15 protein-coding genes, 1 tRNA gene and 1 pseudogene are annotated in these 21,439 nt (G+C 69.3%); 9 read left to right on the top strand and 8 right to left on the bottom strand.

The window, feature by feature from the left end; genetic code table 11:
• Positions 1-268 precede the first annotated feature (268 nt).
• Complete coding sequence (locus A6A29_RS24790) at positions 269-1,231, bottom strand: helix-turn-helix transcriptional regulator (protein ID WP_241838643.1); 963 nt, start codon at positions 1,229-1,231, stop codon at positions 269-271.
• A gap of 302 nt (positions 1,232-1,533) precedes the next feature.
• Here A6A29_RS24790 and A6A29_RS24785 point away from each other — a divergent pair, with 302 nt between their 5' ends.
• Positions 1,534-4,545, top strand: coding sequence for a S8 family serine peptidase (locus tag A6A29_RS24785; protein WP_274535835.1), 3,012 nt, complete (start codon positions 1,534-1,536; stop codon positions 4,543-4,545).
• Between the two features lie 315 nt (positions 4,546-4,860).
• Here the strand turns inward: A6A29_RS24785 and A6A29_RS24780 are convergent, their stop codons facing one another.
• Positions 4,861-5,133 carry a DUF5133 domain-containing protein gene (locus tag A6A29_RS24780; RefSeq protein WP_073722956.1) on the bottom strand — a complete coding sequence of 91 codons (273 nt, stop codon included), beginning with the start codon at positions 5,131-5,133 and terminating at the stop codon, positions 4,861-4,863.
• Positions 5,134-5,660: 527 nt separating this feature from the next.
• On the opposite strand from A6A29_RS24780, the gene A6A29_RS24775 reads away from it, so the two are divergent.
• Positions 5,661-6,359 (top strand): HAD family hydrolase, encoded by a 699-nt coding sequence (locus A6A29_RS24775; protein ID WP_073722954.1) that lies wholly within the window; start codon positions 5,661-5,663, stop codon positions 6,357-6,359.
• A gap of 37 nt (positions 6,360-6,396) precedes the next feature.
• On the opposite strand, the gene A6A29_RS24770 is transcribed toward A6A29_RS24775, so the two are convergent.
• Entirely contained in the window at positions 6,397-8,154 is a 1,758-nt protein-coding gene (locus tag A6A29_RS24770) for a dihydroxyacetone kinase subunit DhaK (protein ID WP_073722952.1), read from the bottom strand.
• Between the two features lie 2,718 nt (positions 8,155-10,872).
• On the opposite strand from A6A29_RS24770, the gene A6A29_RS24755 reads away from it, so the two are divergent.
• On the top strand, positions 10,873-11,262 hold the full coding sequence (locus A6A29_RS24755; RefSeq protein ID WP_073722950.1) for an ATP-binding protein: 390 nt from the start codon (positions 10,873-10,875) through the stop codon (positions 11,260-11,262).
• Positions 11,263-11,444: 182 nt separating this feature from the next.
• On the opposite strand, the gene A6A29_RS44285 is transcribed toward A6A29_RS24755, so the two are convergent.
• The 3 genes and pseudogenes from A6A29_RS44285 to A6A29_RS24740 form a co-directional block, all read right to left on the bottom strand.
• Positions 11,445-11,735 (bottom strand): hypothetical protein, encoded by a 291-nt coding sequence (locus tag A6A29_RS44285; protein WP_198953208.1) that lies wholly within the window; start codon positions 11,733-11,735, stop codon positions 11,445-11,447.
• A gap of 140 nt (positions 11,736-11,875) precedes the next feature.
• Positions 11,876-12,325 (bottom strand): SpoIIE family protein phosphatase, encoded by a 450-nt coding sequence (locus tag A6A29_RS24745; protein WP_338012894.1) that lies wholly within the window; start codon positions 12,323-12,325, stop codon positions 11,876-11,878.
• A gap of 10 nt (positions 12,326-12,335) precedes the next feature.
• Positions 12,336-13,226: pseudogene (locus A6A29_RS24740) on the bottom strand (endonuclease NucS domain-containing protein); the annotation flags it as partial.
• Positions 13,227-13,436: 210 nt separating this feature from the next.
• On the opposite strand from A6A29_RS24740, the gene A6A29_RS24735 reads away from it, so the two are divergent.
• From A6A29_RS24735 to A6A29_RS24720, 4 genes are all read left to right on the top strand, one after another.
• Positions 13,437-13,508: transfer RNA gene (locus A6A29_RS24735), tRNA-Arg, on the top strand.
• 457 nt (positions 13,509-13,965) lie between these two features.
• Positions 13,966-14,838 (top strand): hypothetical protein, encoded by an 873-nt coding sequence (locus A6A29_RS24730; RefSeq protein ID WP_073722946.1) that lies wholly within the window; start codon positions 13,966-13,968, stop codon positions 14,836-14,838.
• Between the two features lie 355 nt (positions 14,839-15,193).
• Positions 15,194-17,104, top strand: coding sequence for a TerD family protein (locus A6A29_RS24725; RefSeq protein ID WP_073722944.1), 1,911 nt, complete (start codon positions 15,194-15,196; stop codon positions 17,102-17,104).
• Positions 17,105-17,534: 430 nt separating this feature from the next.
• A complete protein-coding gene (locus A6A29_RS24720; protein ID WP_073723014.1) occupies positions 17,535-17,978 on the top strand; it encodes a Rieske (2Fe-2S) protein in 444 nt (147 codons plus the stop codon).
• 14 nt (positions 17,979-17,992) lie between these two features.
• Here A6A29_RS24720 and A6A29_RS24715 read toward each other — a convergent pair whose 3' ends face one another.
• The gene (locus tag A6A29_RS24715; RefSeq protein ID WP_073722942.1) at positions 17,993-18,661 is read right to left on the bottom strand and encodes a cysteine hydrolase; all 669 of its coding nucleotides are present in this window, start codon (positions 18,659-18,661) and stop codon (positions 17,993-17,995) included.
• A gap of 149 nt (positions 18,662-18,810) precedes the next feature.
• Here A6A29_RS24715 and A6A29_RS24710 point away from each other — a divergent pair, with 149 nt between their 5' ends.
• The gene (locus tag A6A29_RS24710; protein ID WP_073722940.1) at positions 18,811-19,275 is read left to right on the top strand and encodes a pyridoxamine 5'-phosphate oxidase family protein; all 465 of its coding nucleotides are present in this window, start codon (positions 18,811-18,813) and stop codon (positions 19,273-19,275) included.
• A gap of 90 nt (positions 19,276-19,365) precedes the next feature.
• Here the strand turns inward: A6A29_RS24710 and A6A29_RS24705 are convergent, their stop codons facing one another.
• A complete protein-coding gene (locus A6A29_RS24705; protein WP_073722938.1) occupies positions 19,366-20,286 on the bottom strand; it encodes a LysR family transcriptional regulator in 921 nt (306 codons plus the stop codon).
• A gap of 74 nt (positions 20,287-20,360) precedes the next feature.
• On the opposite strand from A6A29_RS24705, the gene A6A29_RS24700 reads away from it, so the two are divergent.
• Positions 20,361-21,431 carry a DMT family transporter gene (locus tag A6A29_RS24700; protein ID WP_073723012.1) on the top strand — a complete coding sequence of 357 codons (1,071 nt, stop codon included), beginning with the start codon at positions 20,361-20,363 and terminating at the stop codon, positions 21,429-21,431.
• Positions 21,432-21,439: the final 8 nt, after the last annotated feature.

Below are 21,439 nucleotides of genomic sequence, written 5' to 3'. Positions count from 1 at the left end.
GGGCCGCCCACGCCGTCAGCGGAGCCTGCTCCGTTCCCCTGCTGCCCCTTCATGCGCGAGGGCTCCGGCAGGCCGTCAGTGCAACGCACGAACTGGGGCAGAGGGGGCGAGGTTCGAGCTGTGTCCCGGGTCCAGTTGGAGTCCTGCTGCCGTGGGGACAGCAGCGGTGGGCTGGTGCGGACGACGAGGACGGGCAGGGCCTTGTCGCCGCCGCAGTTGAGCGATCGTCTTGGGTCGGGCCGGTTCGCCTCGAAGATCCCTGGAAACGTCACACCCAACCCCGCTCCCGCGCCTTCGCCCCGGCCTGAAACCGCGTTCCCGCATCCAGCCTCCGCATCAGCGACGCCACCCGACGCGTCGCCGTACGCACACTCACCCCCAAATGCCGGGCGATCGCTTGGTCCTTGAACCCGGCGTGCAACAACCGCAGCAGGACCATTTCCTCCTGGCTGGGGCCCTCCCCCAGACCCAACCCCTCGGAGAGCAACGGCTCGGCCCGCTCCCAGTACGCCTCGAACAACTCCATCAGCCCGTCCAGCAGACCCGACGGATGCACCAGCACGATGGAGTCCTGGCTTCCCTCCGCCAAGAGCACCACCGCAACCCGCCGGTCCACGATCCGTGCCTTGAACGGAAGATGCGGCAACAACCGCGACTGCTCCCCGAGCGCCGCCAGATTCAGAAGCGTCTCCAATCGCCCGGGCGGCTCGATCGACTCCAGGCAGTACACCCCCCGGATGTCCACCCCGCGCTCCAACCACTCCCGAGTCGTCGCCGTCTCCCACTCATTGAAATGCGGCTGTCCCACCGGCTCCAGATACGGAGGCTTGTCCAACGTCCACAGATGCGTGGTGACGGACCGGCTCAACTCCTCGATCTTCCGTGTCAGCACTTCCCGGCCCGTCAGCACCTCCACCAAGGCGCCAGGATCCGACCGCAACTGCCCGGCCCGGTGCAGGCGGTGCAGATCGGCGAACTTGGTCTCCACCCCCGCAAACACCGTCTCCGCTTCCGAGCGGCGCCGGTTCAGCAACGCCGACAGCGCCGACCGCGGGCTGACCGCCTCCCACTGGCCGCGCCCTACCCGCCGCACCAGCCCCAGACCGGCGAGGCGCCTCAACGCCTGTCCTGTGCGCGCCGCCCCGGCCCCGGCGCTCTCCGCGAGGTCACGCACGGCGCTCTGCGGTCCAGACAACACGGCTCGGTACACGCTCTCGTCGAACGCGCTCACACCCACTGCCTCCAGCAAAACCAAGCCTCCCTGCCATACGTATGGGGCCGCCCCGGACAGGTACGGGCAGTCAAGTCCGGCCGGGGTCCCCTCACAGGTGGCGCGTTTGGTCACCAGGCCAAAGACGCCAACAGATTATCTGGACAGCATGTGATCGCACAGCGTTCACTTCTCCCGAATCGCCAATCAACCACCCGACGTGACCGGCGGTTCACTCACCCCCCAGCCGTCGGCGCACACCCCCGCCAGGCGAGCACCCCCGCTCGCCCACCTGGCATGTCCGGACACCTGTGAGGAATCCCGTGACACCTCAGCCACGAAGAGCGTCCCGCACCCGCCGCGGTGCCATCGGCGCCCTGCTCACCACTGCCCTCGCCGCCCTCAGCCTTCCCCTTGCCACCCCCGCCACCGCCGTCGGCCGCACCACCCCCCTCGCTACCGGCACCTACCTGATCACCCTTGCCGGCCAACCTCTGGTCACCTACGACGGCGGCATCGACAACCTCCCCGCCACCAAAGCCACCGAAGGCAGGAAAATCGACGTCACCACCACCAACGCCAAGCGATACCGCACCCACCTGATCGGCGAACAGACCCACGTCGCCAAGAAGGTCGGCGCCACCGTCCGCCAGCACTACGCCGTCACCACCAACACCTTCAGTGCCCAGCTCAACGCCCGCCAACTTGTTCAACTGGCCGCCACCAAGGGCGTCACCGGCATCGCCCCCGACCGATTCCACCATGCCACCGACGACAAGAACTCCGCCGACTTCCTCGGACTCTCCGGCCGAAAGGGTCTGTGGGCCGCCCTCGGCGGTACCGCCAAGGCCGGCAAGGGCATCGTCATCGGCGTCATCGACACCGGGATCTGGCCCGAGAGCGCCTCTTTCAAAGCCCCCGCGCTCACGGCCAAGAAGCCCACCGGCAAACCCGTCAGAAAACCCGCCAAGGGCGATCCCTACCGGCCCTACCTCGACGGCACCACCACCGTCATGCACAAGGCCGACGGCACCACCTTCACCGGCACCTGCCAGACCGGCGAGAGCTTCACCGCCGCCGACTGCAACCAGAAGATCATCAGCGCCCGCCATTTCGGCGACTCCTGGCTCCGGCTCGTCCCCGAATCCAACCGCGCCGGCTACCTTTCCCCCCGCGACAGCGAAGGCCACGGCACCCACACCGCATCGACCGCCGCAGGCAACGCCGCCGTCCACGCCACCGCCGACGGCCATGACTTCGGCACCATCTCCGGTGTCGCCCCCGCCGCCGGCGTCGCCGTCTACAAGGCCCTCTGGCAGAGCAAGGACGGCACCCAGGACGGCGGCCTGACCAGCGATCTCGTGGCCGCCATCGACCAGGCCGTCGCCGACGGCGTGGACGTCATCAACTACTCCCTCGGCGCCCAGTTCGAAAGTGCGTACGACGATCCGTCCCAGACCGCGCTCCGTAACGCCGCCGCCGCCGGCATCTTCGTCGCCACCGCCGGAGGCAACGCCGGCCCCGACGCCTCCAGCCTCGACAACACCGCGCCCTGGACCACCACCGTCGCAGCCGGAACAATCGCCTCCCACACCGGCACCGTGACCCTCGGCAACGGAAAGAACTACACCGGCATCAGCACCAGCGTGCAGAACACTGTCGGCTCCGTACCTCTCGTCCGCGCCGCCACCGTAAAGACCACCGACGCCGACACCACCGACGCCAATCTCTGCGTCACGGGCACCCTCGACCCCGCACGCACCGCCGGAAAGGTGGTCGTCTGCGACCGAGGCACCAATGCCCGCATCGACAAATCCGCCGAGGTCAAGAGAGCCGGCGGCATCGGTATGGTCCTGGTCAACACCCGCGACGAGAGCACCGACGGCGACCTGCACTCCATACCGACCGTCCACCTGAACGCCCCCGACGCCACCGCCGTACGCGACTACGCCGCCACGGACAACGCCACCGTCACCCTCACCCGGGGCGGCAACAGCGCCGCCTACCCGCAGGTCGCCGGCTTCTCCTCCCGCGGCCCCTCCCTCATCGGCAACGGCGACCTCCTCAAGCCCGACATCACCGCACCCGGCGCGACCATCCTCGCCGCCGTTTCACCGCCCGGAAACGAGGGCCGCGACTTCGACTTCTACTCCGGCACCTCGATGGCCTCCCCGCACATCGCCGGCCTCGCCGCCCTGTACTTCTCCGAGCACCCCACCTGGTCGCCCATGAGCGTCAAGTCGGCCATGATGACCACCGCGTCCCCCACCAAGACGGCCGACGGCAAGAACAGCGATGACGTCTTCGCCCAGGGAGCCGGCGAAGTCGAAGCCCGGGCAATGCTCCGGCCCGGACTCGTCTACGACTCCACCGAGCGGGACTGGCTCGCCTACCTCGAAGGCGTCGGCATCAACACCCGGACCGGGACCAAAGCCATCGACCCCAGCGACCTCAACTACCCCTCCATCGCGATCGGTGAACTCTTCGGCACCCAGACAGTCACCCGCACCGTCACCGCCACCTCGGCCGGCACCTACCGCGCCAAGGTCGACCTTCCCGGTATCAAGGCCACCGTCTCCCCGTCCGTCCTGCACTTCAAGCACCCTGGGCAGAAGCGCACCTTCACCGTCAAGCTCGACGTGACGACCGCACCCTCGGGAATCCTCAACACCGGTTCCCTCACCTGGACCTCCGGCCGGACCTCCGTCCGCAGTCCGGTCGTCGTCACCCCGCAGAGCGTCCACGCCCCTGCCGAGATCAAGGGCACCGGCACCAGCGGCGAGATCACCTACTCCGTCACCCCGGCCACCACAACCCTCACGGCCACCGCCCACGGCCCGGTCTCCTCACCCCCCACCACGGGCACCCTGACCGGAACCGCTGAGGTCTACTACGAGGCGACCATCCCGGCCGGTACCAAGGCTTCCCAGATCTCGGTCCATTTCGATCCGGCTGCCGACACCATCGTCGGCGTCGTCTGGGGGCCCCTGCTCGACGGTGCCCCGCAGGAACTCCAGTTCGCCGACCCCGACAGCAACGGGACATCCACCATCTCCCTGCGGCAGCCCAAGGCCGGAAAGATCTTCCTGGCTGTGGTCACCGTCGACGAGAGCAGCACAGGCGGCAGCGTCACGCCGTACACCTACCAGGTGAACAACATCACCGAGAACAGCCCGACCACGGGCACGGTCACCGTCACGCCCGACCATGCCCGTGTCACCCCCGGAACCCCGACCGACCTGACCGCCACCTGGTCCGGCATCCCGGCGGACACCCGGTCCACCACCTGGATCGAATACTCCAACGGCGCGGGTACCTTCCTGACCCTCAACTGACCCGGCACACGGAAGGGGGTGGCGGCGCGACTGCGCTGCCACCCCCTTCCGCCATACCCGCACACACACGGGCTCACGACGACCTCATAGGCATCGACAAGAAACGGGTCAACTACCAGGTGGTGGGCCGGCATTCCGACCCAGCCCAGGAAGAGCTGCTGCGCCTCCTGCACACCGAGAAGAAGCCTGAGGCGGCGCTGGCCACACCGGACCAGGCCCTCTACAGCACCCCGGCCGGCTGGAAGCCGTTCGGATTTCCAGCCGTGTCCGGCACAGCCGCGGCCGCGTGGACAGGCCGGAGTGGAGCGGGGCGGTTCACCGATCTGTGGTCGTGGCGCCATCTTGCAGCGGGTCCGGGCACGGCGGGATGTGTTCCGAGCGGGATGAGTCGGGGTGCGCAAGCAAGCTGCGAGCGGCGGCCAGAGCGTTCGGCTCGTCGCGGGTACCGGTCAGGACACAGAGGGTGTAGACGACGCCCTCGATCCCGGGATTGATTGAGGATCCCGGGCAGGGTGCATCGAGACTCTGAAGCTTGTCGTAGCGGTGGACCAGCTCACGCACAACTTTGGGGTCGGCTTTCAGTGCCATGTGCCCTCCTCGGGTCCGGTTGCGTCCGGGCGTCTCTCCGATGGTGCAGTGTCGGCCCGGACCTCGCCACCGTAGACGGACATCGTTCAGGGAAAGGCGACGCTCCGACCGGGCGACCGGTTGCGCGACCGCGCGGTTGCCCCGGACCTCCTGCTTCTCCGCGAAAGGCGGAGATGGGATTGCATCGAGGTTTAGGAACATGCGGAGGGTGAACGTTCTTACCAGGGCACATGGTTGCTAAATTTTGCCCGAGGCCGCTCTTGTTCGGCACATATCCTTCCTTTTCGTGCCCGTTTTCGCGATGTAAATTAAATTCCATGAGTGGAATTCTTTATTTTCTTCTCATTTCACTTCCGGTCACCCTCTTCCTTTCTCTCGTTTCCGTGAATATCTTTCCTTGCACAATTTCGTGCAGCAGTGACGGGAATTCTCCTGCCTGCCGGCAGTCCGAAGACGGCAGCGTTCTAAACCTTCCGTTTCACTGTTCGGGCTCGCCGGGCTGCACGAATTCGCGAAAGAGGTCGAAAGTGCTGGAATCCAGAGGAAAAACTTGGTCCCCCAGAGCGGTCGTGTTCGACTGCGACGGAACCCTGATGGACAGTGAGAAGCACTGGGTGGACGCCCGCAAGCAGGTCCTCAATGAATACGGAGTTGTCCCGGACAGGAAGTTCTGGGAACTGTCGCAGGGAATCCACTACACCGAGTGCGGGAGGCTCATGGCGCAGGTGGCCGGGCGGAAAGAACTGGCGTCGCAGATGACGGATCAGCTGCTGGGCGCGTTCCGGATGCTGGCTTCCGCCGAGCCGGTAACGTGCCTCGGCGCGTCGGCGGTGGTGGAGGCCGCAGCCGGAAAGCTGCCGCTCGCGGTGGCCAGCAACTGCCCCGGGGACGTGGTGGAGGCCTGCCTGAGCTCGGCGGGGCTTCTCGGGCACTTCCGCCACGTTGTGGTCCCGGTCGGCCGGATGCGGCCGAAGCCCCATCCCGACGTGTACACCCGCGCGGCGGACCTGCTGGGTGTGGAACCCGCCCAGTGCCTGGCCATCGAGGACTCGCTGTGCGGGATCCAGTCCGCGGTGCACGCGGGGATGCCTGTCGTCGGGGTCGGCGCGGGTCCTTCCCCTGAGTGCGCCGGGCTCGCCGACGCCTGGGTCGAGTCCCTGGAGGACGAGGTCCTGGCCGCCTGGATCGCAAGCTGGGGCGACCGGGACCGGGCGCCCTCGGGCTGAGGCACCCGTATTCCCGCACCCGGGGCACCGGAACGACTCACCCCGGTGCCCCGGGTGTGCGCGATACCCCGAGGTCTTCGGCGCGGGTGACCCGGGCGGGGTCGGGCAGATCGGCGGCTGGGCCCGGTTCATGGACACGCGCCAGCGCGATGAGGACGAGGGCGATCGCGACCGCGCCAGGATCGGGCTGCCCGGTGCCGTGGGCGCCGGTGTAACTGGCCCTGCCACGGCGGGCGGGAAGCGCCGCGCTGGCGAGGGCGCCGTCGACGGCTGCCCTCGCCGCACTGGTCACCGGCGGGTGGTGGCTGCCCGATGACGCGGCCGTGAAGGACTTTGCCGCGGGGGCGAGGGCGTCGAGCAAAGTGCGGTCACCGGGCACGGCGCCGCCAATGGCGCTGATGCGGGTGAGCGCCTGCTGAAGGGCGGCGGCGAGATGTGGAATGTCGGGCGGCGTGCGGTCGGCAACAGGCTCCAGAGCGGTGAACAGGAGGCCGAACAGAGGGCCGCTGGAGCCGCCGACACGGTCACGGAACGTTTCGGCGAGCGCGGCCGTGCCCGCCAGCCGGTTCTCGCGGGCACACTGCACGGCGGCGGTGACGCCGCCGCAGAAGTTGTCGCCGAAATCGCCGTCCCCCGCCGCCTGGTCGAGGGCGGTGAGGTCCGCATGCGCCGCCAGACATATCCGGTGCAATTCGTCCAGGAAGGCACCTCCGGCTCGGGGCCCGACAGCGGGCGTGGCATGGAGGGGAACTCGGCCGAACCCCTCCGGGGGCTCAAGGAACACGCCGTCGGAGTTCGCCGGGCCGGGGAGGCGCAACGGTGTGTCCGCGGGTGCCGTCCACAGCTCCAGCCAGCCCGGGGCCAGACAGGTGAGGGTGATACTGAACCCGGCCATGTCCAGTGCGGAGGCGTAGACGCCCGTAGCCAGCGAACGTACCGGTACCCCGCGTGCGGTCAGGTTCAGGTGGACCAGCGCACTGATCGCCCTCAGTTCCAGCTCCCCCGTCCCTCCCAGCCCTGATATCACGGCGATGACCCCGTCCCCGGCCCGCGGGAGATCGGCCAGCAGCTCGTCGAGCATGCAGCCGACGGTGTCTTCGACCGGACGGGAGGCAGTGACGGTGCGGGCGGCCCGTTCGCCGTGGATCCCGACGCCGTAGTCCAGAGAGCCCGGCGGCAGAGCGAACGCGGGTGACCTGAGCGCCGGGGAGGTGTGGGCGCGGGCGCAGACGGCGAGGCTCCGCGTGGCGGCCACCACCTCGGCACCCAGCCCGGCCAGATCCTCCAGGCCGGCGCCCCGGTCGGCCATCGCCCCCAGCATCTTCTCCACGACGAGCACGCCCCCCGTCCCGCGCCGCCCCGCCGCCGAGCCTGCGGTGGCGAGATCGTCGTCGACCACCACCTCGTCCACCATGATCCCGGTGGCCCGGACCCGCTCCGCCGCGAGAGCGAAGTTGATCCGGTCCCCGGTGTAGTTCTTCACGATCAGCAGAACACCGCCACGCGAGCCCAGCGCGGCGGCGGCCCGGGCTCCCGCCTCCACCTGGGCACCTGTTGGAGAGGTGAACACCGGGCCCGGCACCACGGCGTCCACGCCACCGCGCCCCAGCAGTCCACCGTCGAGTGGCTCGTGTCCGGCGCCGCCCCCGGCCACCAGCGCCACCTTCCGTCCCGGGGCGGGCCGGGTCGCCAGCATGTAGAGCGGGTCCGGACACACCCCGATCCCCGGATGGGACAGCGCCAGCCCCTGGCATCCCGTCAGGACCGCCTCGCGATCAGGAAGGAAGAAGCTCATCTGGACCTCCAGGGGCGAGCGCCTCACAGGAACGGTCCCCACGGGCCACTGCCCGGCACCCAGTCACCGGGCCCGCAGAACCATCCGCCCAGGGGGACATCGCGCGGAACCCCATTGTCGCCTCCGGCGGGCCGGCCGCAACGCGAACGGGTCTCACCGAGAACCCCGCTCGCCGCGCACCCACCGCGCGTGACAGTCTGCGCGGACCCCAGGAGTAGCCGCTGGGAAACCCCTCGGCCGGCCCGCCGCGCCGGGCCTCTCGACCTGCGCACCCGGGTGATTCAGCAGGACGACCCGTGAGCCGTGGGATCTCCGTGGAGGACAACCGTCCGGCCGCGTTCCAGGAGCCGGGGCGGCGAACAGGACGCCGACGCCACGATCTGCCGACTCAGCGGCCGGCCCAACAACCTGGTTCTGGTTTGCGAGAGGAATTCGACGCAGGAGGAGCCCTCGGCGCTGTCCGTCGGCGAAGCGCGCTCGGTGCACTCCCGCCTGGCGTTCGCGGCGGCCGACGGGAGACCGCGCCGACGTGTCTGTCCTGATCTCTGGGACCCTGCGGCCCCCGACTCGCGCAGGCGAGGGCCGGGGGTACCGACCACACCGTCTGTGGGCCTACTCAACGGAGTCCAGGTCGACGTCAAGGCAACCGGCCATTGCGACCTCGTGTACGGCGCACTCGTCGCACAGGCACACCCGAGCACAGACGGTGCCTGAGAACATCGGTCGGCCGAACCCTCGGTGCTGATCGACCTGGCCGGGTGCGGCTGGGGTGCGCCCATGCGCACGAGGGCGCTCCCGTCGGCGGCCCGCCGGGCCCCCTGCCCGTCGTGCTCTACGTCCCCGGTGCCGGCCTGACGACGCCGGGCCCCTTCGGTGCTGCTGTCCGCGGTGGGAGCTGGTGGCGCCCCAATGCACTCGCACGGGCTTGTCGGCCAGCAGCATCCAGCGCATGAAGTCCCTCGCCTCGACACTGGTCGCCTGGTCCCACCTGTGTCGAGCACCCAGAGGAATCGCAGCCAGCGCAGCAGGTCCAGCGCGTAGGAACGGAGGGTCGTGTCTCCGCGGCCGACGGCCTGGAGGTCCTTGAAGAACGCCTGGGCCTCCGCGCAGACCCGCCCGTCCTTGTCGATCAGCTGGTACGGATCCCAGGGATCACCGGTCTCTCGCAAGCGGCCCCATTGCGGCAGCTCCAGAGCGGACAGATCACGCTCGGCCGTCTCGTTCTCAGGCATGCCCGGAAGCTAGCAGCAGCATCCGCCATACCCTTCCTGAACTGGGAAAACTCCCAAGTTGGTTCAGTCAACAGAAGCGTTGACCACATGGGCCGCCATCGCCCTCATGACCAGGCGCATCACCCGCCGGTCCTCCCGAAGCGGGCAGCCGGGCTCCCGCGAAGCTCATCGGGACTGATCATCTGGGAGACGCTGGCCGGCGTCTCCACCATCACTCTCCGAAAGCCGGGCCACGCCTCCCCCGAAGGGCGCTGTCTGGGAACCGACCTCGACGCGGCTTCCCCGGTCAGCGTCGTTCGCCTGCCGGTGACTGGACGGGTTTTCGGCTGTGTCCCAGAGGCCTGCGGCGGTGACGCTGTAGGGGGCGATACGGCGGTAGGACGGGCGGGTGGCTCCCGCGAAGTGGGGGCGAGGGTTCGCACGACCGGCAGGAAGCGGGCCCCCGTTATGTTTTTCGCGGTCCTGCAACGGGGCCGCTGGCCTCCGGGCCCGGTATGACTGTGTCCCCTCTGTCGAAGACATGACCTGGGGGGTGGTGTCGCCGGGCTCGTGGGGTGCCGTCGGAGAGACGGCCGAACGAGTCGTCTGCTGTCATGTCACCTCTCTCCGGAACACGCTGGAGGGGCCCGGGTGCCATATGGCACCCGGGCCCCGAAGGAACTGCTACACCATCAGCCGGCCTTGATCGGCTACGCCGGCTCTGTGTTTCCGCATGCCCGCCGGGAAGAGGTCCGGGGGTTGCGGGGATCGCGGTTGCTTGACCGGAGACCACCTCACTATCGATGTCCTGCGGTACCCGGGCTCAAGACTTCCGCCCGGGCGATCCTGATGGCGCCTGGCTCCTCCGTTCTTCCCTCTGGGATCAATCACTTACCAACTGCTGGTACTGCTCTGTTGCGTACTGCTGGTGATGCGAACTGCTCCGTGGCCTGTGACAGCGCCACTCTTCGGCAGCCAGCCCCGTCGCCCGTCCTGCATCCGCTCTGGCCTGGAACCCCACTGCCGAACCTCCCGATGCGCACGCCCGCAGCCGACGCCTTCACCGAGGAACCACTCACTTCACTGCTGGATACCGCGACCCGCACGTGCGGGTACTGCACTGACTGAACTGCGGTACTGCTCACGGCGGCCCCTGACTACCGCGGGCCACCCGGTCCGGCCGTCAGCCCCGTCGCCATCCTGCAACTTCTCCGGCTCCGGAACTCCACCACCGCACCGCCCTGCACACTGCAACTACGGGTACTGCCGCCCGGCAGTTCATCTCTGCCGAGCCCTGCCGTCTCTCTGGGCTACGAGAGAAACCATAACCACACCACCACCCGATGTCTACTCCAGCCACCACAGATATTGGCGTGCCCGGCAGGAAGGCAATCCACCTCGAACAGAGAGGGAAGGCGGGAGCAAACCGGGTTGACGGGCCGCAGCCCGGGCACAAGCCCCGGACAGGCAGGACCGGGCATTGACGATCCAGAGACCGGGGGACCTGATGGACACGATGAGCATCACCGCCGTAACCGTCCGCTCCGCGACATCCGTCGCCGGCGCACGCGAGGAGACCCGGGACTTCCTCGACCGGCTCGTACCGGCGATCGGAGCCGAGGCCTCCGACACCGTGGTCCTGGTCGTCTCCGAACTCGTCACCAACGCCCTGCGCCACGGCGGCGGCACCTGCACCCTGAACCTCACCGCACACCCCGACACCATCGAAGTCGCCGTGCACGACCCCAGCCCACACGCCCCACGCATGCGCACCCCCGACCGGACCGGCGGCACCGGAGGATTCGGCTGGCCCATGGTCAACCACCTCGCCCGCACCACCACCGTCACCCACCGGCCGGCCGGCGGCAAAACCGTCACCGCCCTCCTCCCCCGCTAGCACCAGAGCGCCCGCACCCCGGACGGGGGCGCCCAGCCTCAACCCACAGAGGGGTACACGCGGCCAGAACCATCACCACCGCCCGGCGCCCACCCCACCCGCCCGGCCCCGGACCACGAGGACAAAGATCGCCTGACGGCACCCCCGCGGCGACCACCCGAAGACCACAGACGATCCGAAGATCAACGCAGGTACCGCTCGGCGACGTGGTCCGGGTCGTGGAGCTCCGGTGGGAACTGGCGCTCCAGGATCTCCGCCCAGCGGTGCAGGACGACGAAGCCCGTGGTGTCTGCCCGCGCGTGGACCAGCCCGGTCAGGGCGTCAGCGAACGGCTGGGCGGACTCGTCGGCGGGCAACGCGGCGGCGGCCTGCTTGAGCCGCTCATGTGCTGCGGGGAAGACGTCCTTGGCCCACGCGTCCTGTTCCTCGATAGCCGGAAGTTCGCCTCCCGGTTGATCTGCATGATGGTCCACCGCGGGCAGTCGGGCGTGTGCCACATCTGTTCCGGCAGCCTTACCGCGAGACAGGCGTTCGCGGGACCGGGTCCCGCCCTGCAGTCCGGGCCGTCACCTCTGTTTTCGACAGCATGGTTGGGAGCCCGGGTGCTGTCGGCTCATGTGAGGGTGGCCAGATGGTCGGCTTTGCCGCCACGCCGTTCGATGAGGAAGATGGTCGAGTCGTCACTGGTCATGCCGCCCCGTTCCCGTCGCAAGGTGTGGAAGAGCCTTCTGACCACGGCACGCACCGCGGTGTGGTCCTGCAGGATTTGGCTGGTCCATTCGATGAGTTGTACCTCGCCGAACTCCTCTCCGCCGGGCTGGTGTTCCTCGATCAGGCCGTCGGCGAAGCACAGAATACGGTCTCCGCGTTGCAGCATCCGTTCGCTGACGTGGGGCTGGTCACCGCCGAAGCCGACCGGCAGGGTGGTGGGGCTTTCCAGCCGGCCGATCACGGTGCGGCCGCGGATCATTGATAGTCCACCGCCACGACCTGCCCGTACGTCGAAAGGCGCCACGCCGCGACCACCGAGCAGCCACGAAGCGAGCACGGCCAGGAAACCCACAGGCGATTACTGCCGCGTAGCTCGCCCGGAACAGCTCCCGCGCATGCTCCACATCCTTCGGCGTACGGAGCTGCACCTCCAGATCGCCCGTCCCGTGGTGGCCGAGCCCGGACACGTCCCGGGTGAAACCGGGAACGAGGTCGACCTGCGTCGGGGCAACCTGCGGGTAGACCAGCGACTTACTGCGCTGCGGCGGGCAGAGACAGGCGAAGTTCCGCAGCCGCTGATACGCGCGGTACGTCTTGCGCTCGACACGGTTCACCCCGTCCCCGAGCCCGAGCAGGACCTCGTCGACCGCGCCCGCCAGCTCCACCATCGACGCGCTCCGGATGTCGGCCGCCGCCCGAGCGGCTGCCCGCCGACGGGCCCCGGTGCGCTCCCTGCATGCCGCCGCTTACGGACGCCACGGTCTCAAGGCCAAGCATGTCGCTGCCGAAGAGTCGGTAGCGGACCAGGTCGATCGAGCGCCGGTGCTCGCGCACGGCGTGCACGTCGTAGCGGGTGAAGTCGCCGGCGACGCAGGTCAGGCGCGGTGCGCTCCACAAGACCTGAGACGCGGCCGTCACCCCGAGCCGGTCGCGGACCAGGTGCTCGAACTCGGCACGGTGGTCCGTCAACCACGAGAGGTAGAACAGGCCCTGGTTGATGACGTCGGCGTCGGCGTCGCGCTTGTACTCGGCGATGACCGGCGATCCGTTCTCGTCCAGCCCGAGCGAGTCGATGCGGCCCGCGTGCACCGGACCGTGCCGTACTCGCTCGCCAGAAACCGGACGCCCAGCAGCGTCTCCATGTGCGCCTCGATGAGACTCTGCACATCGGCCTCGATCTCAGCAAGACGCGGCATGACCGAGGTCATGCCGCTATTCGTCGTGTCCGTGCGGAACAGCTTCAGGCCCGACACCTTCCCTTCCTCGGCTCGGAGATCACCAACGCCGACGAGGTGTGGGATTGTTTCCGCGAGAGGCTGCGGGGGCGTGAAGATAACGTGAGGACCTACGTACGGCCCAGCCGGAGAGCGCTCGCGTGCCCCGGTCACCGGGAATCTACGCTTCCCCCATGCGTCCCCCACGCCCCGGGGGACAGCGTTAGGAAGCCGCGTTTTCGCAGGTCAGCCCCGTAGCTCAGCGGATAGAGCACGTGCCTTCTCAGTGCTTGGCCGCAGGTTCGAGTCCTGCCGGGGGCGCCCTCTCTCCGCCCTCCCATCGGGAGGGCGTTTTTGCTGTTCAGGGGCCGTCTATCGGACTCGGCGGAGCAGCTTCGCGAGGGCGGGTGGGCCCTCGGGCGGAGTCGGCGGGTGTCCGGTTGGAGACGATTTCGTCCGACCCTCGGCGGGTGTTGTTCCCGAACACTTCCCGAAGTTTCGGTGAGGTCTCCTTCCGTCGCGCCGCTCACCCACGCCACGGTCTGTGGTTGGCCACAAGCATCGCCCTCCGCCGCGCAAAGCGAGGCGCCCTGACCGTGCGCGTCAGCCGCCTGGCCGAAGCTCGGATTCCCATGCGTCGCCTCAGATGGCAGGGACACTGAAGCGCATGTTCTTCGGGGGATGTAGTAGTCGACCCATCGTGGACCTTCGAGCTGGCAGAGGCCCTCCGCGACCACTGGTACGAGGAGGACGGACGGATCTGACCTTCCCGGCAGCATTGGATCAACTCGAATCGTGGCTCAACGACTCGCGTGATTTCGAGAAGCGGCACCGGTTCTACTGGCAGGCCGCCATGGCCGACTTCGACTTCGGGGTCAATCGTCTGGGCCCCGGATACCGACAAGGTCTGGACATCCATCTGACAGCCTTCCGCTCCGCGATGGTCGGCCTGCCTGCGCACGGGGCCCAAGGACAGGTGGCACAGGCACAACAGCTCATGCGCGCCCTTTCCCAGGAGGCGTGTTCGGACAGTCAGCTGATGCATGCCTGGCGGGACATCGTGTCCGCGGTCAGGGACAGCCAGTGCTACGAGGACATCAGCGCGCGTACCCTCCTTCTACGCGCCCTCCTGGAGCGTTCCGGGCGTCGCTCCGCAGAGGTGATGCGCTCCCTCTCAGGTGTCTTGCTCGACGGTCTTGTGGACGTGCAGATGGCTCGGCTCAATCTAGGAGACATCAAGGATCTGGGTGCACTGTCGCATCAAGACGTCACGTCAGCAGCCGGGCTGCCCGAAGAATCCCGCCTCACTCTGTGTGAGCGATTGCTGACAACTCCTCCGCGTCAGGCCCATCACGTGGTGTGGCACGCCTTCGCCAAGGCCCGGATCGCAGGCATGGTCCAGACGTTCGGCCCCATTACCTTGTACAACCGCGACTGGTTTCACGGGAACGCGGCCGGGGACGGCCCGTTCCGTGGCCAACTGCCCGGCGTGCTGAGAACATGGCGGGCCGAACAGCAGGAGGCGAGGGCATGCGTACCTGGTACGAGGAGCTCGATGACCGCTGGTCGCGCGCCCTCAATCGTCTGCGATCGGTGCGCAATTCACTCGCTCACGGCGGTCCCGTCACACCGGGGGCGGCCACGTCGGTAGCACCACTCGCCCACTTCCTGGCGGGCACCGGTCTGATGGACAGGCTCAGTTCGCTCCTCGAAGGCGAATCTCAGGCCATCGCGCACGCCAAGAGGCGAGACAGTGCCGAAGCCTGGGCCGCGCGATGGCTCTCCGGCGTTTCTGCAAGCGAGACGTTCCAAGCAGAGTGACGAGCAGCTCGTGGGTCACCTGGTAGACCCACTCCAGGAAGTGGTGATGGGGCACCAAGGGCAGTGACGACACGCGCCAGTTCAGCGGGGCGACGTCGTAGGACCGCCTCATTGCAGCCATCCAAACGATGGCAAATCGGCATACGGGTTGAAGGAGGACCGGATATCGGATCATCCTTGCCGCCATGAGTCTCGTCTTCGCTTCCTTCGATGTGCCCGCCACGGGCGACTACGCCTACGACTGGGCCTTGGTTGATGTGGAGACGTCGGGCCTCATGGCCCGGCGAGATCGCGTGCTGTCCCTCGCGGTGATCACGATCGGTCCGGACGGGGAGCAGACCGGGGAGTTCTCGACCCTGCTCAATCCGGGCTGCGATCCGGGACCGGTGGAGGTGCACGGGCTGACCGTCGAGCGACTACAGGGTGCGCCGACCTTCGACCAGGTCGCCGGGCGGATCGGAGCGATGCTTCAGGACCGGGTCCTGGTCGCCCACAACGCCCAGTTCGACTACGACTTCCTGGCCTACGAGTTCGCCCGTGCGCGGATGTGGCTGCCGGTGTCGCAGCGGCTGTGCACCCTGGCTCTGAATCGCCAGGTGGATCCGCCGACGGACGACATGAAGCTCGGCACCCTCGCCGCCCATTACGGCGTCCCCCAGCAGCGTGCGCACGATGCGCTGGACGACACCCGTGTTCTGGCCGGGATCCTGCGGGCGTCACTGCACGAGGCAGCGCGGCTCGATCTGCCCTTGCCGCTGGTGACCTGCCCGCCCCGGGCAGAATCGCAGTTCACGCCGAAGCCGCCGAAGACTCCCTGCGCCTATCGCAATCCGGGACGGCTGACTCCCGGCGGGCCGCTCCAGCAGGGGATGAAGGTCGCGATCACCGGTGAGACCGCCCATGCCCGGGCTGAGCTGGTCGGTCGGGCGGTCGCCACCGGACTGAACATGATGACTTCCGTCAGCCGACACACCAGCGTGCTGGTCACCAATGAACCGACGTCCGATTCGGCAAAGGCGCGACGCGCACTTGGCGAAGGCGTGCCGGTCATCGATGAGCACACCTTCCTGCGGTTGCTGGCCGACGTACGGCCGGGGACAGCCCATGAGGCGACGGCCGTCGTTGTCGCCCCCGCGGCTGAGCCGGAAGCAGAACCATTCGTCGGGCCCTTGAAGTTGGCGCCCACCACAGCCTCTGCCGCACCCGTCCCGGAAGCAGCAGATCTCCCCACGGCCGCCTCGGGTACGCCGGTACCCGCTCCGCGCCGGCCGAAGCCCCCCGTCGGCACCTTGGACAAGCCTCTGGCCGGGCGTCGCGTGCTGGTGCTCGGTGGCGCCCACGCCGATGCCGCGGCGGCTCGTACCCGCGTCGTCGAGCTGGGCGGGTCCGCGGCGGTCAACCTGTCCGCCGGCGTCACCGACGTCGTACTCCTGGAGGGAGGGGAGGGCGACCGGCGCATGAGCCGCATCACCACCCTCGGACTCCCCGCGCACGACCTCCACTGGCTCTCCGCTCCGACCGCCACCGCACCGGCTGCGGCGGCGCTCCGGTCTCAGGAGCCGTATGTGATGCCGAGAGGGGGCGTCATCGACCTGCCCATGCCGCACGGCAGGCCCGCACCGGAGTGGTACGTCACCGCCGGCTGGGCCCCGCAGTCCGGCTACGAGATCGACGTCGTCGCCTTCCTCCTCGACGAGGACGAGCAGGTCACCTTCGACGAGGACTTCGTCTTCTACGGGGCCCCGGAGAGCCCGGCTGGAACTGCGCGGCTGCTGACCGGTGGTCCTGCCGAACAGACCATCGCCCTCAACCTGGCCTCCCTGCCGCCCGCGACGCGCAAGGTCGTCGTCGCTGCCGCCCTCGACGGCGCCGCGACCTTCGGAACGGTCGGTGCGATCCAGATCGGCGCGGCCCCCGGCAGCAGCGGGGCGCCGCTCGCCCGCGCCACCCTGGACGCCGCCACCACCGAACGCACCATGCTGCTCGCGGAGATCTACCGCAGAGGCGCGGTCTGGCGCCTACGCGCCGTCGGCCAGGGCTACGACCACGGCCTCGCCGCTCTCGCACGCGGATACGGCGTCGACATCGCTGAGTGAACGTCGGCGCCGGAAGCGGAGAGCTGCGCGTCCCGGCGTCCGGGTCAGGCTCGGCGACGACCACGTTGTGGAGTTCCTCAGCCGGGTCTCCCGCGCACTCCGCAACCTGGCCGACTCGGCTGACCACACGGCGAAGACGGTGCGGAAAGCGGACGCGGCACGGCGAAGCTGAACCGGCACCCCCAGGTAGGCCAGCAGACGTGCTCTCCGCGCGAGCGGAGGTGAGCCGCCCGTTGCCGCGGAGGAACAAGGCCGACCTCCAGCGGACAGCCCCGGCCCCGCCGCGCCGCCCTACGCCGAGTCCGATGACCGGGCACCGGTACACGCAGGACGTCCGGTCCGGCTGATTCCCGGGCGCTGCGTGAACGCGGACGCCCACCGGAACGTATCCCTGGACGAAGCCATGGACACCGATGAAGGGAATGCCGCAATGAGCGCATCGCAGGAGCGCCGGGTCCTCCTCGGACGCCGCACCGTCGTCGCGGCGGTGGGCGCGGCGGGAGTGACCGCCGCACTCACCGCCTGCGGCGGATCGGACGGCTCGGAGGGTTCGGACACGGTCGAACAGGCCGGGGCGGGAAAGAGCGGGGAGGTCCTCGCGAACACCGCGGACATTCCCGAGGGCGGTGGGACGGTGTTCGCGAAGCAGGGTGTCGTGGTGACACAGCCCAAGGCCGGTGAGTTCAAGGCGTTCTCCTCCAAGTGCACCCATCAGGGCTGCGCGGTGAAGGATGTCTCGAACGGCTCCATCAACTGCCCGTGCCACGATTCGACGTTCGACGCCGCGACGGGCGGGGTGACCGCCGGGCCCGCCACCCGGCCGCTGCCCGCCCGGCGGATCACGGTGGAGGACGGTGCGATCACCCTGGCATAGCCGCCCCGGAGCGATCACCCCGGCGTAGCCGCCCCCTGTCCGCGGCGGCGCTTCCAGCAGGCGAGCGCGTCGTCGGTGGTGGTGATCGTGGCGACCAGGGCGAGCGTGTTGCGGATCATCTCGGGGGTGTACTCGGCGGGCACCCCCGCGATGGCGTCCGACGGCACGACCGCCGTGTAGCCGAGATTCACGGCGTCGAAGACGGCGTTGGGGATGGCGACATTGGCCGATACCCCGGTGATGACGAGGGTCCGGCAGCCCAGGTTGCGGAGCAGCGCGTCCACCTCCGTACCGGCGAGGGGAGACAGACCGTGCAGCCGTCGTACGACGAGGTCCTCGTCGGCCACCTCGATGGGTTCGGCGACGCGCACGGCCGTACTGCCGGAGTACTGCTGGACGGGCAGCCGGGCGGCGGCGCGGAAGAGCCGGGCGTTGTCTCCGGCGCCGCGCCCGTCGGGGCGGCGTTCGGCGACCGCGTGCACCACCTGGACACCGGCCTCGTGCGCCGCGGAGACCAGCCTGGCCACGTTCGCCAGCGCGCCGGAGGACCGGGCCTCCCGGGCGAGTTCGGGCAGGGCACTGTCCCGGCCCACGACGCCCTGCTGGCACTCGACGGTCAGCAGCGCGGTGGTGGCGGGGTCGAGCTGTGCGACGAGCCGCTCCCGCGATTCCTTGGACGGCACAGTGCCTCGCTTCCTGTCGGCTGTCCGCCCCCGGTGAGGGACGGAATCGCCCGGACGGACCGGGCGCGCGAGGTTAACGGGCATTGCGCGACGGGGGAAGAGCCCTCATGATTTCTGACACATAGTCAGACACCAGGAGGGGACACTCCATGGCCGTCACTCAGCGACGAGGCCGCCGGATCATGATGACCGACGGCGAACGGGACGCCTATCTGACCGAGCAGCGCACCTGCCGCGTGGCCACCCTCGCCGCCGACGGACGGCCGCATGCCGGGGCGCTCTGGTTCGTCTGGGACGGCACCTCGCTCTGGCTGTACTCCCTCACCCGCAGCCTTCGCTGGGCCCAGCTGCGTCACGACCCGCGGATCGCCGTGGTGGTCGACGACGGGGTCGAGTACGGGGAACTGCGCGGCGTGGAGCTGTCCGGCGAGGTGGAGTTCGTGGGCGAGGCACCTCGCACGGGTGCGGTCTGCGCCGAACTGGAGGTACCGGAAGGGCTGTTCCCACCCAAGTACTTCGGCATGGAGGCCATGCCGCACGACGGGCGGCACGCCTGGCTGCGGCTCACGCCGGACACGGTCACCTCCTGGGACTTCCGCAAGCTGACCGGTTGACGGGCCCGCACCGGGCACCGGAGGGCGAGAGCCGTCCCAGAGGGCGGTCGCGACAGAGGACCGTCCCGCCGGGGATGGCGGGGGCGGTCTTCAGGGACGCTCCCCGGCGGCCTCCGCGGCCCGGCCCGCTCCGCGCAGCGCCTCGACCGCCGCCCTGATCGACGGGCGCCGGTCGGCGCCCGTGCGCCACACGACGTGGATGTGCCGCCGCACGGTCTGCCGTACCGGTACGAGCCGCACACCGTCCGGCACCGGGCCGCGCCCCAGACGCGGCGCGACGCAGACGCCGAACCCGGCATTCACCAGGGCGAGTTGGGTGTGGTGTTCGCCCGCCAGATGCGCGATACGCGGCTCGATTCCCTCGGAGCGCAGGGTGAACATCAGCCACTCGTAGCAGAACTCGCCCTCGGGCCAGGACACCCATTCGTCCTCGGCGAAGTCCGCGAGGGCCACCTCGGCGCGGTCCGCGAGCGGATGACCGGCCGGCATGGCGATGTCCGGGGCGTCGGCGAGGAGTTCGACCTTGGTCAGCCCGCCGGGCACGGGCAGCCGCTTGTTGCTCCAGTCGAGCACGACGGCCAGGTCGACATCACCGCGGAACACCGCCAGAATGCCCTGCTCCGGCTCCAGCTCCGTCGTGCGGACCTTCAGTTCCGGATGGTCCGCGCGCAACCCGGCCAGCGTCGCGGGGAGCAGCCCGCGCGCCGCGGTGGGGAAGGCCGAGATCCTCACCTCGCCCACCACCTCGCCCCGCTGGGCCTCGATGTCCGACTGGGCCAGTTCCACCTGGGACAGGATCCGCGCGGCATGGTCGGCGAGCAGCCGGCCCGCGTCGGTGAGGCGAACCCCGCGGCCGTTCCTGGCGAGGAGCTGCTGACCCACCTCGCGTTCCAGTTTGGCCATCTGCTGGGAGACCGCGGAGGTGGTGACGTGCAGCCCTCCGGCGGCTCCGCTCACCGAGCCGTGCCGGGCGAGGGCGTCCAGCGTACGAAGGCGCTCCAGGTTCAACATGTAAGCGATGCTACGCGAGCGATACCAGTAACTTTCACTTGTTCTACGTGATTGCCTTCGTCATCGTTGTCCCCATGAGAGCCCCCTCCGAACCGGCGACCGCACCGGCCGCGCCGACCGCGCCCCGTGCACCGTCGACGGGCGCCGCGTCGGCACCCCCGCGCACGCCCCCTCACCCGTCCGCACCCGCATCCGCGCCCGCCCGGCGGCCGGTGACCGACTGGCGCATCCGGTTCGGGGCGCTCTCACTCATCTGGGGCTTCAGCTTCCTGCTCATCAAGGTGGGGACCGATGCCTACGCCCCGTTCCAGGTGACCTTCGGCCGCCTGCTGTCCGGTACGGCGGTGCTCGCCGTCGCCATGGCCGTACGTCGCGAGCGGCTGCCGCGCTCGGCACGGACCTGGGGCCATCTCACCGTCGCCGCGTTCTTCCTCAACGCGCTGCCGTTCTCGCTCTTCGCCTACGCCGAAACGACGATTCCGTCCACGCTGGCCGGAATCTGCAACGCGACGTCTCCGCTGTGGGGCATGGCGCTCTCGATCGTCGCGCTGTCCGAGGACCGGCCGACCCGCCGCCGCGTCGCGGGCCTCGGCCTCGGCTTCCTCGGCGTACTGACCGTGCTCGGCGCATGGCAGGGGTTCTCCGGCCTGGATCCCAGCGGTACGGCGATGGCCCTGCTGGCCTCCCTCAGCTACCCGATCGGCTGGATCTACGTGCGCCGGACGCTGGCCGGCACGGGTTCGTCCACGCTGGCCCTGACCGGCAGCCAGCTGTTCGTCGGAACGCTGCAACTGGCCGTGGTGACCCCGCTGTTCACCTCCGTACCGACATCCTTCCCCGTTCTGCCGACGCTCGCCGTCGTCGCGCTGGGCGCCCTGGGGACGGGCCTCGCGGTGCTGCTCCAGTACGGCCTGGTGACGGAGGTCGGCCCGACGACCGCACAGATGGTCACCTACTTCATCCCGGTGATCGCCACCGCGGCCGGGGTCGCCCTCCTCGGCGAGGAGTTGAACTGGAACACCCCGGTCGGCGCCCTGATCGTCCTCGCGGGCGCCGCTCTCACGCAGAGCCGGGCCGGGTCGGCGGCGACCCGCCCGTCACGACGGCCCGGCCGCCGCCGACCGGGCCGCGCCGCCGCACCGTGACCGGGCGC

Source organism: Streptomyces sp. TSRI0281, assembly GCF_001905125.1.
In the GTDB taxonomy this organism is placed as follows: domain Bacteria; phylum Actinomycetota; class Actinomycetes; order Streptomycetales; family Streptomycetaceae; genus Streptomyces.
The sequence above is the reverse complement of the archived record's forward strand: the minus strand, read 5'-3'. Positions and strand labels throughout refer to the sequence as shown.

Excerpts from the sequence above, each read along its gene's own strand:
- A6A29_RS24770 (WP_073722952.1), bottom strand. The coding sequence starts at position 8,154 with ATGAGCTTCTTCCTTCCTGATCGCGAGGCGGTCCTGACGGGATGCCAG.
- A6A29_RS24755 (WP_073722950.1), top strand. The coding sequence starts at position 10,873 with ATGGACACGATGAGCATCACCGCCGTAACCGTCCGCTCCGCGACATCC.
- A6A29_RS24720 (WP_073723014.1), top strand. The coding sequence starts at position 17,535 with ATGAGCGCATCGCAGGAGCGCCGGGTCCTCCTCGGACGCCGCACCGTC.
- A6A29_RS24780 (WP_073722956.1), bottom strand. The coding sequence starts at position 5,133 with ATGGCACTGAAAGCCGACCCCAAAGTTGTGCGTGAGCTGGTCCACCGC.
- A6A29_RS24705 (WP_073722938.1), bottom strand. The coding sequence starts at position 20,286 with ATGTTGAACCTGGAGCGCCTTCGTACGCTGGACGCCCTCGCCCGGCAC.
- A6A29_RS24710 (WP_073722940.1), top strand. The coding sequence starts at position 18,811 with ATGGCCGTCACTCAGCGACGAGGCCGCCGGATCATGATGACCGACGGC.
- A6A29_RS24725 (WP_073722944.1), top strand. The coding sequence starts at position 15,194 with ATGAGTCTCGTCTTCGCTTCCTTCGATGTGCCCGCCACGGGCGACTAC.
- A6A29_RS24700 (WP_073723012.1), top strand. The coding sequence starts at position 20,361 with ATGAGAGCCCCCTCCGAACCGGCGACCGCACCGGCCGCGCCGACCGCG.